This is a genomic window from Thauera sp. DNT-1 (genome assembly GCF_055393985.1).
In genome coordinates this window covers 3,159,056-3,173,121 of record NZ_AP043752.1, presented here as the reverse complement: position 1 = coordinate 3,173,121, position 14,066 = coordinate 3,159,056, and the positions used below count along the sequence as shown (strand labels likewise).

The following is a 14,066-nucleotide window of genomic DNA, read 5'->3' as shown; positions in this document are numbered from 1 at the left end:
GATAGCCGCGGCAGAGGCGATCGCTCCAGAATGTGCACAGCACCGACCGACCACCGGAGATCCGCGATGCCCGCCCCCGAACCACTTCTGCCGAGCTGCCTGCAGCCACGCCGCGTGATCCTCTTCAGCGGCCACATGATCGATGCGCCCGGCCGTGCCGAACCGCGCTTCCCGCCCGCACTCGCGCCCGCGGCGGCGGCGCGCATCGCCGAAGCGCTCGATCGCCTGGAGGCCGGCCCGCTCGACCTCGGCCTCACCCAGGGCGCGGCGGGCGGCGACCTGCTCTTCGCCGAGGCGGCGCAGGCGCGCGCGCTGCCGCTGCTCTTCCTGCAGCCCTTCGGCGAGGACGAGTTCATCGCGCGCTCGGTACGCCCGGTGAGCGCGGGCGAGCAGTGGGTGGCGCGCTACCGCGCGGTGGCCGCCCGCCTCGCCAGCCCGCCGCACGCCATGCCGCCCGCCCCCGCGGCCGCGGCCGACAACCCCTTCGAGCGCTGCAACCGCTGGCTGCTCGACACCGCGCTCGCCTGCGGCGGCGAACGCGTCTGGCTGCTGTGCCTGTGGGACGGGCGCCGCGGCGACGGCGCCGGGGGCACCGCGCATATGGTCGAGGAGGTAAGCCGCCACCGCGGCCACGTCCTCCACATCGACACCCGCGAGCTGCGACCGCACGATCCGGCTGGCAGCCCCCCGCTGCCGGACTAGGCTGAATCGAGCCGGGCGCGGCAGGCCCGCAATCCGAAGGTCCAGCGCAGACCCCTCATGACCGCGACGGCGGCCACGCCTGGGAGATCGCCTGCGGCGGATCCGCGACGCGATCTGAGCCCCCGCCCCCGACCGGGGGCGCGCTGCGCGCGATCAGCCGCGCACGCCCCCGCGCAGGAAGCGCCCGGTGTCGAGGAAGTGCAGGGTCTGGATCAGGCAGGCGCGCGACCACAGCATCTGCATGTGGGTGACCGGCAGCACGGTGTGGTCGCGCGCGCCCGGCCAGCGCGTCTCGGCCACCGTCACCATGCCGTCGTTGGGCTTCTCCATGCCGGGCACGATGCGCCCCATGCCGACCGGGCGGTTGCCGGCGACCACGCCGATCTCGTAGCCGGGCGGCACCTCGGGCAGCGGCCGCGCCAGCCACTGCGGCAGCACGCGGCCGAGCGCGCCGCGCAGAAGCGGGACGCGCAGGATGCGCTCGCCCGCATGGGACCCGCAGCACGGCGAACCGAGCAGGACCACGCGGCCGATGCCTTCCGGATGATGGCGGGCGAGCATGTTCAGCACGACACAGCCGCCCAGGCTGTGCCCGACCAGATGCAGCGGCCGGCGGCCGAGCGCGGCGATGTGCGCCGCAAGATCATCTGCCGCGCCGTCGAGCGAGCCGAGCAGCGAATGCCATGAGAACACCCGGCTCTCGCGCCCCATGCGGCGCAGCTCGCGACGGTGCGCGGAAAACACCACGCCGTGCATCCACAGGCCGTGGACGAAGAGGATCACGGACTCCGCGCCGGCTACCACAAGCGCCCCCGCGTTCCACGCACAAGACAGGCAGGGGCACCCTGCAGGAAAGGGGGCGTCCCTCTCCTTGCGCGCACTTCATGCAAATCCTGCAGCTCGACACACCGGAAAAATCTCAATATTTGAGATCTATATTCACATATTGACATGGCTTTCCTCAAACCCCAGCATTCATGGCTTTAATCGATTATCCAGTTTGGATTCCACCCAGCCGCGTACCGGACAAATGCGAGTCCTCGAGAGCCGCAGGCAGCCTGTCGGTACCCAATGAAGGAACTACACTCCATGTCCAACCAGCTCGCAACCCCCCTCCGCCGCCGCATCCTCGCGACAGGCCTCGCCCTCGCCGCTTTCGCACTCGCCGGATGCTCGGGCGAACAGAAAGGCACGCAACCCGCGACCACAGCGACGAACCAGAAGCTGGTGATCAAGGTCGGCCACGCCGCCACGGAGTCCAACACCGGCCACAAGGGGCTGGTCGAGTTCAACCGCCTGCTGGGCGAAAAGACGGGCGGCCGCATCAGCCTGGAGATCTACCCCAACTCGCAGCTCGGCAGCGAACGCGAGCTGATCGAAGCGGTGCAACTGGGCAGCGTCGGCATGACCTTCGTGTCCTCGGCCCCGCTGGGCGGCTTCAAGAAGGAGTTCTTCGCCCTCGACCTGCCCTTCGTGTTCAAGGATCGTCCCACCGTCTACAAGGTGCTCGACGGCGAACCCGGCCAGTACCTGCTGAAGAGCCTCCAGGACATCAACATCCAGGGCCTCGGCTTCTGGGAGAACGGTTTCCGCCAGCTCAGCAACAGCAAGGTGGCGGTGAAGACGCCGGATGACCTGAAGGGCATCAAGATGCGCACGATGGAGAACGAGGTCCACCTCGCCGCCTGGAAGGAGCTGGGTGCCAACCCGGCGCCGCTGGCCTTCGGCGAGCTGTTCACCGCGCTGCAGCAGGGCACCTTCGATGCCCAGGAAACCCCGATCAACCTGTTCCGCGACATGAAGTTCTTCGAGGTGCAGAAGTTCATCACCAAGACCGGCCACCTCTACTCGCCCTTCGTCATCCTGATGAGCAAGCCGCTCTACGACGGTCTGAGCGAGGCCGACAAGCAGGCCATGGCCGAAGCCTTCGAAGCCGCCAAGGCGTACCAGCGCGACCTCGCGCAGAAGAGCGACGCCGAGGCCGAAGCGCAGATGACCGGCATCACCTTCACCGAATTGAGCGACGCCGAGAAGGAAGCCTTCCGCGCCAAGATGGGGCCGGTGTACGACCTGGTGAAGAAGAAGGCCGGCGAGGAAATCGTCAAAAAGGTGCTGCAGGCCACCAACTAAGCCTGCGACGCCCCGGCCGCACGCAGCCGGGGCGCCGTCCTTTCGGCCCCGGCGTTCGTCCGGCGCGGCCCGCGACCCCGAGAGACCCCATGCTCAAGAAACTCGATGATCACTTCGAGGAGGCACTGATCGTCCTGCTGATGGCAGCGATGACCGTCCTCATCGTCGTGCAGATCTTCATGCGCTACGTCGTCCAGGAATCCCTGACCTGGTCCGAAGAACTGGCCCGCTATATCTTCGTGTGGGCGACCTACCTCGGGGTGGCCTACGGCGTGAAGAAGAATGCCCACATCTGCGTGGAGGCGGTGACCGGCTACCTGCCCGCCCGCATCAGGGAGATCACCTACATCGTGGCCCAGGTGGTGTTCCTGCTGTTCGCTGCGCTGGTGGTCAAGGAAGGCTTCGTGCTGAGCATGAAGATCTTCAAGTTCGGCCAATCGTCGGCGGCGCTCGGCATGCCGATGGGGGTGATCTACCTGGCGCCGACGGTCGGTTTCGCGCTGGTGTTCATCCGCCTCGTTCAAAACATCGTCGCGGGATTCAAGCGCCTGCGCACCTTGGGGGTGGCAGCATGATCTCCCTGATCCTGTTCGGGCTGTTCGCCCTGCTGATGATCGTGGGCGTGCCGATCGGCATCTCGCTCGGCATCGCGGCGATGGCGGCGCTCGGCTACGGCGGCGTGGTCGACAGCAGCTATCTGGCGCAGAGCCTGGTGACCTCGATCGACTCCTTCCCGCTGATGGCGGTGCCCTTCTTCATCCTCGCCGGCGACCTCATGGGCCACGGCGGCATCTCGCGCCGCCTGCTCGAAGTCGGCGAGATCCTGTTCGGCCGTTACACCGGCGGCCTCGGCCTGGTCGCCGTGGCCACCTGCATGTTCTTCGCCGCGATCTCGGGCTCGGGCCCGGCGACGGTGGCGGCGATCGGCGGCATCCTGTTCCCGGCCATGCTCAAGCGCGGCTACGACCGCAACTTCTCGGTCGGCCTGGTCGCGTCCGCAGGCTGCATCGGCGTGGTGATTCCGCCCAGCATCCCGATGGTGATCTACGCCACCTCCTCCGGCGCCTCGGTGTCCAGCCTCTTCCTCGCGGGGGTCGTCCCGGGTGTGCTGATCGGCGTGGTGCTGATGCTGATGAGCTGGTTCATCGCGTGCAAGGCCGGTTACCACGGCATCGAGCGCAGCTACACCGGCGCCGAGATCTTCCGCATCCTGTGGGACGCCAAGTGGGCGCTGCTGGTGCCGGTGATCATCCTGGGCGGCATCTACGGCGGCATCTTCACCCCGACCGAAGCCGCGGCGGTGGCGGTGGCCTACGGCTTCTTCGTCGGCGTTTTCGTCTACAAGGACCTCAAGCTCGCCGATGTCTACAAAGTGCTGGCACACTCCGCCCTGACCTCCGCGACGGTGATGGTGATCGTCGGCACGGCGACGGTGTTCGGCCGCGTGCTGGCGATCGAAGGCATCCCGGTCAAGCTGGCCAACGAGATCGTGGCCCTGACCAGCGATCCGATCATGATCCTGCTGCTGATCAACGTGCTGTTCCTGGTGGTCGGCTGCTTCATGGAGACGCTGGCGGCGATCATCATCCTGACCCCGATCCTGCTCCCGGTGGTGCTGAAGGTGGGCGTCGATCCGGTGCATTTCGGCATCCTGATGATCGTCAACCTGGCGATCGGGATGGTCACCCCGCCGATGGGCATCAACCTGTTCGTCGGCTCGCGGGTCGGCAACGCCCAACTGGAAGGCGTCATTCGTGGCGCGACGCCCTTCCTGCTGTCGATGATCGTGGTGCTGCTGGTATTGACCTATGTGCCGCAGATCACCCTGTGGCTGCCCAACCTGATGAAGTGATCGCAACGCTGTCGAGAGAGCCGAGCCGATGACCGCACTGAATGCCTCTTCCGCTGCCGCGCTGGAAGCCCTGACCGCCGTTTTCGGCGCCGACGTGCTCCCCGGCGATGCCAGTCCGAAGTACCTGCAGGACTGGAGCGGCTGCGCCGGCGGCCAGCCGCTGGCGATCCTGCGCCCGCGCAGCACCGACGAACTGTCGCGCATGCTGGCGATCTGCCACGCCCACGGCCAGGCGGTGGTGCCGCAGGGCGGCCTCACCGGCCTGTGTGGCGGCGCGGTGCCGGCCGGCGGCGAGGTGGTGGTGTCGCTCGAGCGCATGAACCGCATCGAGCGCATCGACATCGATTCGGGCACCGTCATCGTCGAGGCCGGCGCGATCCTGCAGACGGTGCAGGAAGCCTGCCGCGACGCCGGCGCGCTGCTCGCGGTCGACCTCGGCGCGCGCGGCTCCTGCCAGGTGGGCGGCAACGTGTCGACCAACGCGGGCGGCAACCGGGTGATCCGCTACGGCAACACCCGCGACCTGGTGCTCGGGCTCGAGGTGGTGCTCGCCGACGGCACGGTGTTGAGCATGCTCAACCAGATGGTCAAGAACAACGCCGGCATGGACCTCAAGCATCTCTTCATCGGCAGCGAGGGCGTGCTCGGCATCGTCACCAGGGTGGTGTTCAAGCTGCAGCCGCTGCCCAAGGGCGTGAGCACCGCGGTGGTCGCACTGCACGACTACCCCGCCGCGCTGCGCTTCCTGCGCCATGCGCAGCAGAGCCTGTCCGGACAGGTCAGCGCCTTCGAGATCATGTGGAACGACTACCTGGTCACCGCCGTCGCTGCCGGCAAGCTGCGCGCGCCGCTCGACACGAACTATCCGGTGTACGTGCTGATCGACATGCACTGCGGCCAGCCGGAGACCGACGCCGGGCGCTTCGAGGCGATGCTGGAACAGGCCATCGAGGCGGGCTGGATCCTCGACGGCGCGGTGGCGCAGTCGGTGGCCGAGGCCGAAGCCTTCTGGGCGATCCGCGATGGCGTCGCCGAAGTGCTGCGCGACTATGCGCCGACGCTCAACTTCGACGTCTCGGTGCCGATCGCGCAGATCGGCGAGTGCGCAGCGCGCATCCGCACCGAGCTCGACCGCGACTGGCCGGCGCTCAAGGCGCTGTTCTTCGGCCACGTCGGCGACGGCAACCTGCATGTGGTGGTGTGCAAGGTGCCGAGCGACCACGACAGCCAGATGCGCATCGAGGACGCGGTGTATTCGGTGGTGCGCAGCTACGGCGGCTCGATCTCGGCCGAGCACGGCATCGGCACGCTCAAGCGCGACTGGCTGCACTACTCGCGCAGCGAGGCCGAGCTGGCGCTGATGCGGACCTTGAAGCACACCCTGGATCCGAAGAACATCCTCAATCCAGGCAAGCTGATCTGAGCGTTCAGTCCTTGCCCGGTGCGCCGAGCTCCGCGCTGATGGCGCGTGCGGTGTTGCGAACTTCGTTGATCAGTCCCTGCATGCGCTGGCGGTCCATGTACTCGCGGGCCGATGAAACGCTGACCGCCGCGACGATACGCTGGCTGCCATCGCGGATGGGTGCGGCGACGCAGCGGATGGCGCCTTCGTTCTCGCCGAAATCCTCGGCGTAATCGAGCCCGATGTAGCTGCGCATCCTGGCCATCCATTGGGCCATGGCGTCGGGGTCGGACTCGCCGCCGAACTCCTTGCGATAGCAGTGCCGCCAGAAATCTTCACTGCGGTCAAGGATCAGGGCCTTGCCCACGCCGGTGGAGCACACCGGCTTGCGCCCACCGACGCGGGAACTGATCTCCACCGGGCGCTTGCCCGCGATCTTGTCGAGGTAGGTCACCTCATCGTGGACCAGCGCGGCAAGATGGATGGTGTCGTACGTCCGGCTGGCGAGTTCCTCCAGGTAAGGCCGGGCCAGCTTGCGAAGATCGGCCTCGCGATAGCCCGCAAAGCCCAGCTCGATGAGCTTCTGGCCGAGGCTGTAGCCCTTGCGCGGCTCGAACTTGAGGTAGTTGCGATCGGCCAGGGACGAAGCGAGACGATGGGTGGTGCTGAGGCTGAGGCCGGTCTGTGCGGCGATTTCGGCGACCGTGCGCGCACCCTCCGCGATCGCCTCGAGAATGTCGAGTCCCCGCAGCATGGTCTGCCCCTTCGTGGGGGCATCGGCGTTCAGGGCGCGTGATTTCGAGGAAGTCATGCTGCGTCGACGTGGCGCGGGTCGGGTGGAGGTGGAAGGCAGCATGGCACCGCAAGCGCCTGCGCTTGGCGAAATTGTTGCACACCGGTGCAGCCGCCGCTCGATTCGAGCGCCCCGCCCGAGGGGTTGCCGTCGCACGGCGCGCTCAGTTGCCCTTCAACTGCCGCGCCGTCAGCGAGGGATTGTCGCCACTGTACGCGGCCTTGATCGCGTCCCAGGCTTCCTCGGCGGTCTCGGCGTAGTGGAACAGGTTCTTGTCCTCGGGGCTGATCACGCCGTGCTCGACCAGCACGTCGAAGTCGATCAGGCGCTGCCAGAAGTCGCGCCCGATCAGCACGATCGGGCGGCGGCGGATCTTGCGCGTCTGCGTCAGCGTCAGCACCTCGAAGAGTTCGTCGAGCGTGCCCAGCCCGCCGGGGAAGCTCACCAGCGCCACCGCGCGCATCAGGAAGTGCATCTTGCGGATCGCGAAGTAGTGGAACTGGAAGCACAGCTCGGGCGTGATGTAGGGGTTGGGCGCCTCCTCGAAGGGCAGGAAGATGCTCATCCCCATGCTGCGCCCGCCGGCCTCGAAGGCGCCGCGGTTGCCCGCCTCCATGATCCCCGGGCCGCCGCCGGTGGCGACGATCACCGGCTCGCCGAGCGCCTCGGACTCGCGCGTGACCAGCTCGCCGAAGCGGCGCGCCTCCTCGTACCAACGCGCGTTCTTCACCATCTGACGCGCGCGCGCGGTCGCCGCCTCGTCGCCGCTCGCCAGCGCGTCGCGCAGCATCGCCTCGGCCACGTCCGGCGCCTTGAAGCGCGCGCTGCCGAACACCACCACGGTCGATTCCACCCCCTGCTCCTGCTGCACCAGCTCGGCCTTGAGCAGCTCGAGCTGCAGCCGCACCGGGCGCAACTCGTCGCGCAGCAGGAACTCGGTGTCGGTGAAGGCCATGCGGAAGGAGCTGCCGGGGCCGTCGTAGCGGCCCTGCGGCTGCGCGGCCTTGGCCTCGTCTTCGGCAGAGGGGAAGTTGCGGGCGCGCAGGGGGGAATTCTTGCTCATCGGTCAATCCGTCCGGTTCGGGGAGCCGCATCATCGCATCCGCGCGTGACGGGACGCGAGCCCTGTCCCCGGTTCAGCGCCCGTCCCAGCACGCGACGGACGCGGTCGACACCCCCTGTTCCAGCGCGGCTCGCGTCTGGGCCTCCAGTGCGCGCAGGAAGCCCGGCCGCGCCTGCAGCCGCTGCCAATACGCCAGGGTCGCCGGCTTGAAGCGGTCCTGCAGGCCGATGTCCGTGGCCAGCATCAAGGCGTAGCCGACCGCGACGTCGGCCGCGGTGAATCGCCCCGCGCACAGGAACTCGTGGGTTTCGAGCCGGGGTTCGAGCGTGCGCAGACGCGACAGGAACCAGCGCGTGTAGTCCTCGGCCGCCTGCGGCAGGCGGCGCTCGGGCGGCTCGAAGCGGCCATAGCGCAGGATCAGGGTTTGCGGAAAGGTCAGCGTGGCTTCGCCGAAGTGCAGGTAGTTGAGGTAGGCGCCGAAATCCGCTTCGTCCACACCGACATCGAGCGCGCGCGGCGAATGGCGCGCCGCCAGGTACTGGCAGATCGCAGCCGACTCGCTCATCCACACGTCGTCCTCCAGGAAGGCGGGGATGGTGCCGAGCGGATTCACCGCGAGGTACTCCTCGTCGCGGCTGCGCGGCGGAAAGGGCAGCACTTTCAGCGCGTAGGGCAGCCCGAGCTCTTCCAGCATCCACAGCGCGCGGAAGGATCTGGCATTGATGCAGTGATAAAGGGTCGTCGTCATCGGCGTTGCGCTCCGGAGAATAGCAGTCACAGCCCCGCACTCGGGATGTGGGAAAGGATTGAAACGATGGCAGGAACTCAACCCAGCAGCGCCACCGACTTGATCTGCGCCCACATCCGCCGCCCCGGGCGCAACCCGAGCTGCTCGGCGGCGCGGCGGGTGATGCGCGCCAGCAACGCGGTGCCGCCCGCGTCCAGGCGCACCAGCACGTGGGCGGGGGTGTCCGCACCGACGACCTCCTCGACGATCGCCGGCAGCAGGTTCTGGATGCTGCTGCCCTCGACCAGGTGGTCGGCGAGGCTGACATCGCGCGCGTGGATGCGGAAACGCAGGCGGCGGCCGGGCGGCGCGGGCTGGCGCTGCACCCACACCGCGCCGCCGGGGAAGTCCAGCCGGGTGAGGTGGTAGTGGTCGTCGTGCTCGGCCACCGTGCCGTCGACCACCACGCCGGCGTCCTCGGTGAAGGCGGTGGGCAGGTCGAGCCGCGCCATGGTGGCGTGCAGCTCGCCCGCGGCCATCGCCTTGCCCTCGCCGAGCATGACCACGTGGTCGGCCAGACGCACGACTTCGTCGGGCGCGTGGCTGACGTAGAGCACCGGGATGTCGAGCTCGTCGTGCAGGCGTTCGAGGTAGGGCAGGATCTCCTGCTTGCGGCGGTGGTCGAGCGCGGCGAGCGGCTCGTCCATGAGCAGGATGCGCGGACTGGTGAGCAGCGCGCGCGCCATGCCGACGCGCTGGCGCTCGCCACCGGAGAGGCGGTCGGGCATGCGTTCGAGCAGGGCCTCGATGCCGAGCAGGGCCACCGCGTGGTCGAGCGGCACGCGGCGCGCGGCGGCCGGGATGCGGTGCAGGCCGAACTCCAGGTTGCGCCGCACCGACAGGTGGGGGAACAGGCTGGCCTCCTGGAAGACGTAGCCGAGCGCGCGGCGGTGGGTAGGCACCAGGATGCGACGCGCGTCGTCCTGCCAGCACTCGCCATTGACCACCAGGCGACCGCGCGCCGCCGGCTCCAGCCCGGCGACGCAGCGCAGCAGCGTGGTCTTGCCCGAGCCGGAGTGGCCGAACAGGGCGGTGACGCCGCGCCCGGGCAGGCGCAGGTCGACATCGAGGCGGAAGCCGGCGTAGTCGACGGCGAAGCGCGCCTCGATGCCGGCGGCCGGGCGGGCGCAGCCCGCGGCGGCGCCGGTTGCGGTGCCTGCGGCGCCTGGCTGCGGAACATCGGCCATCAGCCCACACCTCCGCCTGCGTGGCCGCGCCGCCGGCCGTAGAGCGCGAGCAGCACCACGAAGCTGAAGGCCAGCATGCCGGCCGACAGCCAGTGCGCCTGGGCGTATTCCAGCGCCTCGACGTGGTCGTAGATCGCCACCGAGACCACCCGCGTACGCTCGGGGATGTTGCCGCCGATCATCAGCACCACGCCGAACTCACCCACGGTATGGGCGAAGCCGAGGATGGTGGCGGTGACGAAGCCCGGCCGCGCGAGCGGCAGCGCGACGTTGAAGAAGCGGTCCCAGGGCCCGGCGCGCAGCGTGGCGGCGACCTCGAGCGGGCGGCGCCCGATGGCCTCGAAGGCGTTGGCGAGCGGCTGCACGACGAAGGGCAGCGAATACACCACCGAGCCGACCACCAGGCCGGCAAAGCTGAACGGCAGCAGGCCGAGGCCGAGCGCCTCGGTGAGCCTGCCCACAGGCCCGTTCGGCCCCATCGCCACCAGCAGGTAGAAGCCGATCACCGTCGGCGGCAGCACCAGCGGCAGCGCCACCACCGCCCCCACCACGCCCTTCCAGCGCGAGCGCGTGCACGCCAGCCACCACGCCAGCGGCGTGCCGAGCAGCAGCAGCACCGCGGTGCTGGCCGCGGCGAGTTCCAGGGTGAGGCGGATGGCGGACCAGTCGGCGCCGCTCAGGGTGGGCATGGTGGGTGAATGAAGGAGGCAGGATCGTCGCGGCAGCGCGCGCGGGTGGCGGCGGGCCCCATTGTGCCGCGCCGGGGAGCACTCGTGTAGGCGCGACGCAAGTCGCGATCCCGCGTGTCCCGAGACGCGACGGTTTTCGTGGGAGCGACGCAAGTCGCGATCCCGCATGTCCCGAGACGCGACGGCTTTCGTGGGAGCGACGCAAGTCGCGATCCCGCATGTCCCGAGACGCGACCGTTTTCGTGGGAGCGACGCAAGTCGCGATCCGGCAGCGCCGCTACGCGGCCCCCGCTCACCGCCCCGCGGACACGGCCGGCAGCTCGAAGCCGTAGCGCCGCAGCACCGCGCGCGCGGACTCGCTGCCGATGAACTCGGCAAAAGCCGTGGCGAGCGGCTTGCCGGCGGCAGCGCGGGTGAGCATGAAGCCCTGCTCCAGCGGCTCGTGCAGGCCGGCGTCGATCAGCGTGTAGCCCCCCTGCGCGGCCAGCGTCGGGTTGAGCGCCAGCGACAGCGCGATGATGCCCACCGCGGCGTTGCCGGTCTGCACGAACTGCGCGGTCTGGGCGATGTTCTCGCCCTGCACCAGCCTCGGCTGCACCGATTCCCACACGCCGGCGGCGCGCAAGGCCTCCTCGGCGCGCTTGCCGTAGGGGGCGTGGCGCGGGTTGGCGATGGCGATGCGGCCGATCGCCGGGTCGGCGAGATCCTTCAGTTCGAGCATGCGCGCGTCGCGCGTCGCGCTCCACAGCACGATGCGTCCGAGCGCGTAGGGCCGCGTCGCACCGTGGGCGAGGCCCTCGGTCTCGAGCGCGCGCGGGTAGGCGATGTCGGCGGAAAAATACAGGTCGAAGGGCGCGCCCTGGCGGATCTGCGTGGCGAACTTGCCCGAGGAGCCGTAGACGACCTCGACGGTGTCGCCCGGATGCGCGCGGCCGAACTCGGCCACGATCTCGTCGAGCGCGAACTTGAGGTCGGAGGCCGCCGCCACCGTGATGCGCTCGCCCGCCGCGGCGTGGGGTCCGAATACGCCTGCGGCCAGGGCGAGCAGGGCACCCAGCACACGACGGCGCAGGGGCAAGTTGGACAGGCACATCGATCGTTCTCCTCCAGTTGAACACTTGGCCTGCAGCGTTACGCCAGCACAGCCGACACGGCAGGCCGACACCGCGGCCACATGAGACCGCGACTTGCGTCGCGCCTGCAAGCCCCCCGGCGCACCGGAGGCTGGAGACGCGACGGGGGCTGGAGATGCGACGGTTCTTGTGGGAGCGACGCAAGTCGCGAGCGGGCGGCGCCGTCATGCGCTTGCGTTCGCTTCGCCGCTGCAATCGCGACTCGCGTCGCTCCTACAGTGCAGCTCGACCGTACGAGACGGGAATTCACGCAGCCGCGGCGGTTTTCGTGGGAGCGACGCAAGTCGCGAGCGGGCGGCGCCGTCATGCGCTTGCGCTCGCTTCGCCGCTGCAATCGCGACTTGCGTCGCTCCTACAGTGCAGCTCGACCGTACGAGACGGGAATTCACGCAGCCGCGGCGGCTTTCGTGGGAGCGACGCAAGTCGCGAGCGGGCGGCGCCGTCATGCGCTTGCGTTCGCTTCGCCGCTGCAATCGCGACTCGCGTCGCTCCTACAGTGCAGCTCGATCGTACGAGACGGGAATTCACGCAGCCGCGGCGGTTTTCGTGGGAGCGACGCAAGTCGCGAGCGGGCGGCGCCGTCATGCGCTTGCGTTCGCTTCGCCGCTGCAATCGCGACTCGCGTCGCTCCTACAGTGCAGCTCGACCGTACGAGACGGGAATTCACGCAGCCGCGGCGGTTTTCGTGGGAGCGACGCAAGTCGCGAGCGGGCGGCGCCGTCATGCGCTTGCGCTCGCTTCGCCGCTGCAATCGCGACTTGCGTCGCTCCTACGAGAATCCTCGTCACCGCTCTTCGCGGGCGCCTCACGCCTCAGGCCCAAGCAGGCTCCCCTGCACGAAGCGCCAGATCAGCGTCGATGCATCCGGCCCCTGCGGGTCGCTGAAGTGCTCGCCGGCGGCGCCGCCGCTCCAGGCATGGCCGAGGCGCTCGACCTCGCATAGGCGGACGCACACCCGGCGCCGCACACGCCAGTCGGTCACCGTCATCGCGTGGCGCGCCCCGCGCTGCACCCGGCGCGGATCGGCGGCGCGCGCGCCGAGCGCGGCGGCCCACTGCTCAGCGGCGGCGTGGGCGTTGCGAACCGACACCACGCGGTCCTCGCTGCCGTGGATCACCAGCAGCGGCGGCCGGTTCCCGCGCTCGACCGCGGTCGGGGGCAGGCTGCGGCCGCGCATCGCGGCCAGCACCCCGGCCGCCGAGTTTGCCGCGCCCGGCGCGACACCAGCGTGCATCGCGACCGCGCAGAAGCGCTCCGGCCAGCGCACCGCGAGCAGGGCCGCCATGCTCGCCCCCGCCGACAAGCCGGCCACCGCCACCGCGTCGCGGTCGACCGGGTAGAGCAGGCAGGCCTGGTCGATCGCCGCGATCAGAGTCGCCGCCTCGGCCTCGGCGCGATGGCTGCGCGTGTCGTACCAGTTCCAGCAGCCCTGCGGATTGGCGGCCAGGTCCTGCTCGGGATAGAGCACCAGGAAGCGCTCGCGCGCGGCGAGCCGGTCCATGCGCGTGCTGCGCGCGAAGGCCGCGGCGTTCTGGCCGCAGCCGTGCAGCATCACCAGCAGCGGCAGGCGATCGCTGCTGCGCACGTCTGCCGGGCGGAACAGCCGGAAGCGGCGCAGGCCCGCCGGCCCGATCGCCTGCCCGGGGATCCAGTCGCCGGCCGACACCGGCAGGCGGTAGGGCGCGGACATCGCCTCGACGCCGCGCGCCGCGGCCTTGCCGGCGGCGTCCGCGCCGGCGCGGAGCGCGCGCCGGGTCATCGCGGTGGTGGCGCGCTCGATGGCACGCAACAGGGGCGAAGGGCGGACGCGGCGGCTCACCACACTACCCTCCTGTCGCTGCGCCACCTCCTCCCCGAGGGAGGAGAGCGCCAGCCTTCGGGCGGCCGTGCAGACGTGCTCACGCCAGACGATCGTCGCAGGGCGCCGCGTTGCGCGTCCGTGCAGCGGAGGGCGAGTTGGCCGACGGCAGACTGGCCGACGGCGGATTGGCGGACCCAGCCGCGGCGAGGTCCGTTCGCGCCGCCCTCATCGGCCGCCGCGCTCCTCGCGCGCCACCGCGGCGAGCTCGCGCAGGTACCAGGCCGCGTAGCCGTAGCCGGCGAGCGCGACCAGGGCGGAATAAAGCAGCTCGCCTTCAAGCGCATGGCCGGCGAGCATGTTGGTGACGACGACGAAGCTCAGGTAGAGCGCGGCGACCATGCCGCCGAAGATGCGGATGAGGGCGAAGGTCTTGCGCTGCTTGAGGGTGGGCTGGGCCATGGGTAGACGGGGCGGGACAAGGAGACAGGCGGCAGGGTAGCCGATTCCGGCCTTGCCGGCATCGGCCG

General features: G+C 69.7%; 14 protein-coding genes. 5 read left to right on the top strand and 9 right to left on the bottom strand.

Annotated features, from left to right (window positions below; genetic code table 11):
• Window positions 1-66: 66 nt before the first annotated feature.
• On the top strand, window positions 67-702 hold the full coding sequence (locus tag ACZ5PP_RS14640; RefSeq protein ID WP_012584500.1) for a hypothetical protein: 636 nt from the start codon (window positions 67-69) through the stop codon (window positions 700-702).
• Between the two features lie 153 nt (window positions 703-855).
• Here ACZ5PP_RS14640 and ACZ5PP_RS14635 read toward each other — a convergent pair whose 3' ends face one another.
• On the bottom strand, window positions 856-1,485 hold the full coding sequence (locus ACZ5PP_RS14635; protein ID WP_231570627.1) for an esterase/lipase family protein: 630 nt from the start codon (window positions 1,483-1,485) through the stop codon (window positions 856-858).
• Window positions 1,486-1,791: 306 nt separating this feature from the next.
• Here ACZ5PP_RS14635 and ACZ5PP_RS14630 point away from each other — a divergent pair, with 306 nt between their 5' ends.
• The 4 genes from ACZ5PP_RS14630 to ACZ5PP_RS14615 all read left to right on the top strand — a co-directional run bounded on the left by ACZ5PP_RS14630 (window position 1,792) and on the right by ACZ5PP_RS14615 (window position 6,107).
• Complete coding sequence (locus tag ACZ5PP_RS14630; RefSeq protein WP_276658873.1) at window positions 1,792-2,832, top strand: TRAP transporter substrate-binding protein; 1,041 nt, start codon at window positions 1,792-1,794, stop codon at window positions 2,830-2,832.
• A gap of 89 nt (window positions 2,833-2,921) precedes the next feature.
• On the top strand, window positions 2,922-3,407 hold the full coding sequence (locus ACZ5PP_RS14625; protein ID WP_004318962.1) for a TRAP transporter small permease: 486 nt from the start codon (window positions 2,922-2,924) through the stop codon (window positions 3,405-3,407).
• Window positions 3,404-4,684, top strand: coding sequence for a TRAP transporter large permease (locus ACZ5PP_RS14620; RefSeq protein WP_464826184.1), 1,281 nt, complete (start codon window positions 3,404-3,406; stop codon window positions 4,682-4,684). The genes ACZ5PP_RS14625 and ACZ5PP_RS14620 overlap by 4 nt, the downstream gene beginning before the upstream one ends.
• 28 nt (window positions 4,685-4,712) lie before the next feature.
• Window positions 4,713-6,107, top strand: coding sequence for an FAD-binding oxidoreductase (locus tag ACZ5PP_RS14615; protein WP_004318975.1), 1,395 nt, complete (start codon window positions 4,713-4,715; stop codon window positions 6,105-6,107).
• Window positions 6,108-6,111: 4 nt separating this feature from the next.
• On the opposite strand, the gene ACZ5PP_RS14610 is transcribed toward ACZ5PP_RS14615, so the two are convergent.
• From ACZ5PP_RS14610 to ACZ5PP_RS14575, 8 genes are all read right to left on the bottom strand, one after another.
• Window positions 6,112-6,942 (bottom strand): IclR family transcriptional regulator, encoded by an 831-nt coding sequence (locus ACZ5PP_RS14610; RefSeq protein ID WP_464826183.1) that lies wholly within the window; start codon window positions 6,940-6,942, stop codon window positions 6,112-6,114.
• A gap of 100 nt (window positions 6,943-7,042) precedes the next feature.
• On the bottom strand, window positions 7,043-7,942 hold the full coding sequence (locus ACZ5PP_RS14605; RefSeq protein WP_004318979.1) for an LOG family protein: 900 nt from the start codon (window positions 7,940-7,942) through the stop codon (window positions 7,043-7,045).
• 73 nt (window positions 7,943-8,015) lie between these two features.
• Window positions 8,016-8,690, bottom strand: a complete 675-nt coding sequence (locus tag ACZ5PP_RS14600; protein ID WP_004318981.1) for a glutathione S-transferase family protein — start codon at window positions 8,688-8,690, stop codon at window positions 8,016-8,018.
• A 77-nt stretch (window positions 8,691-8,767) separates the two neighbouring features.
• Window positions 8,768-9,916, bottom strand: coding sequence for a molybdenum ABC transporter ATP-binding protein (modC, locus tag ACZ5PP_RS14595; protein WP_004318983.1), 1,149 nt, complete (start codon window positions 9,914-9,916; stop codon window positions 8,768-8,770).
• On the bottom strand, window positions 9,916-10,605 hold the full coding sequence (modB, locus tag ACZ5PP_RS14590) for a molybdate ABC transporter permease subunit (RefSeq protein WP_004318985.1): 690 nt from the start codon (window positions 10,603-10,605) through the stop codon (window positions 9,916-9,918). The genes modC and modB overlap by 1 nt, the downstream gene beginning before the upstream one ends.
• Before the next feature lie 292 nt (window positions 10,606-10,897).
• A complete protein-coding gene (gene modA / locus ACZ5PP_RS14585) occupies window positions 10,898-11,698 on the bottom strand; it encodes a molybdate ABC transporter substrate-binding protein (protein ID WP_004318987.1) in 801 nt (266 codons plus the stop codon).
• Between the two features lie 845 nt (window positions 11,699-12,543).
• Window positions 12,544-13,557, bottom strand: coding sequence for an extracellular catalytic domain type 1 short-chain-length polyhydroxyalkanoate depolymerase (locus ACZ5PP_RS14580; RefSeq protein ID WP_041589767.1), 1,014 nt, complete (start codon window positions 13,555-13,557; stop codon window positions 12,544-12,546).
• Window positions 13,558-13,764: 207 nt separating this feature from the next.
• Window positions 13,765-13,998: a hypothetical protein gene (locus ACZ5PP_RS14575; protein WP_004309500.1), complete on the bottom strand. Its 234-nt coding sequence runs from the start codon at window positions 13,996-13,998 to the stop codon at window positions 13,765-13,767.
• Between the last annotated feature and the right edge of the window lie 68 nt (window positions 13,999-14,066).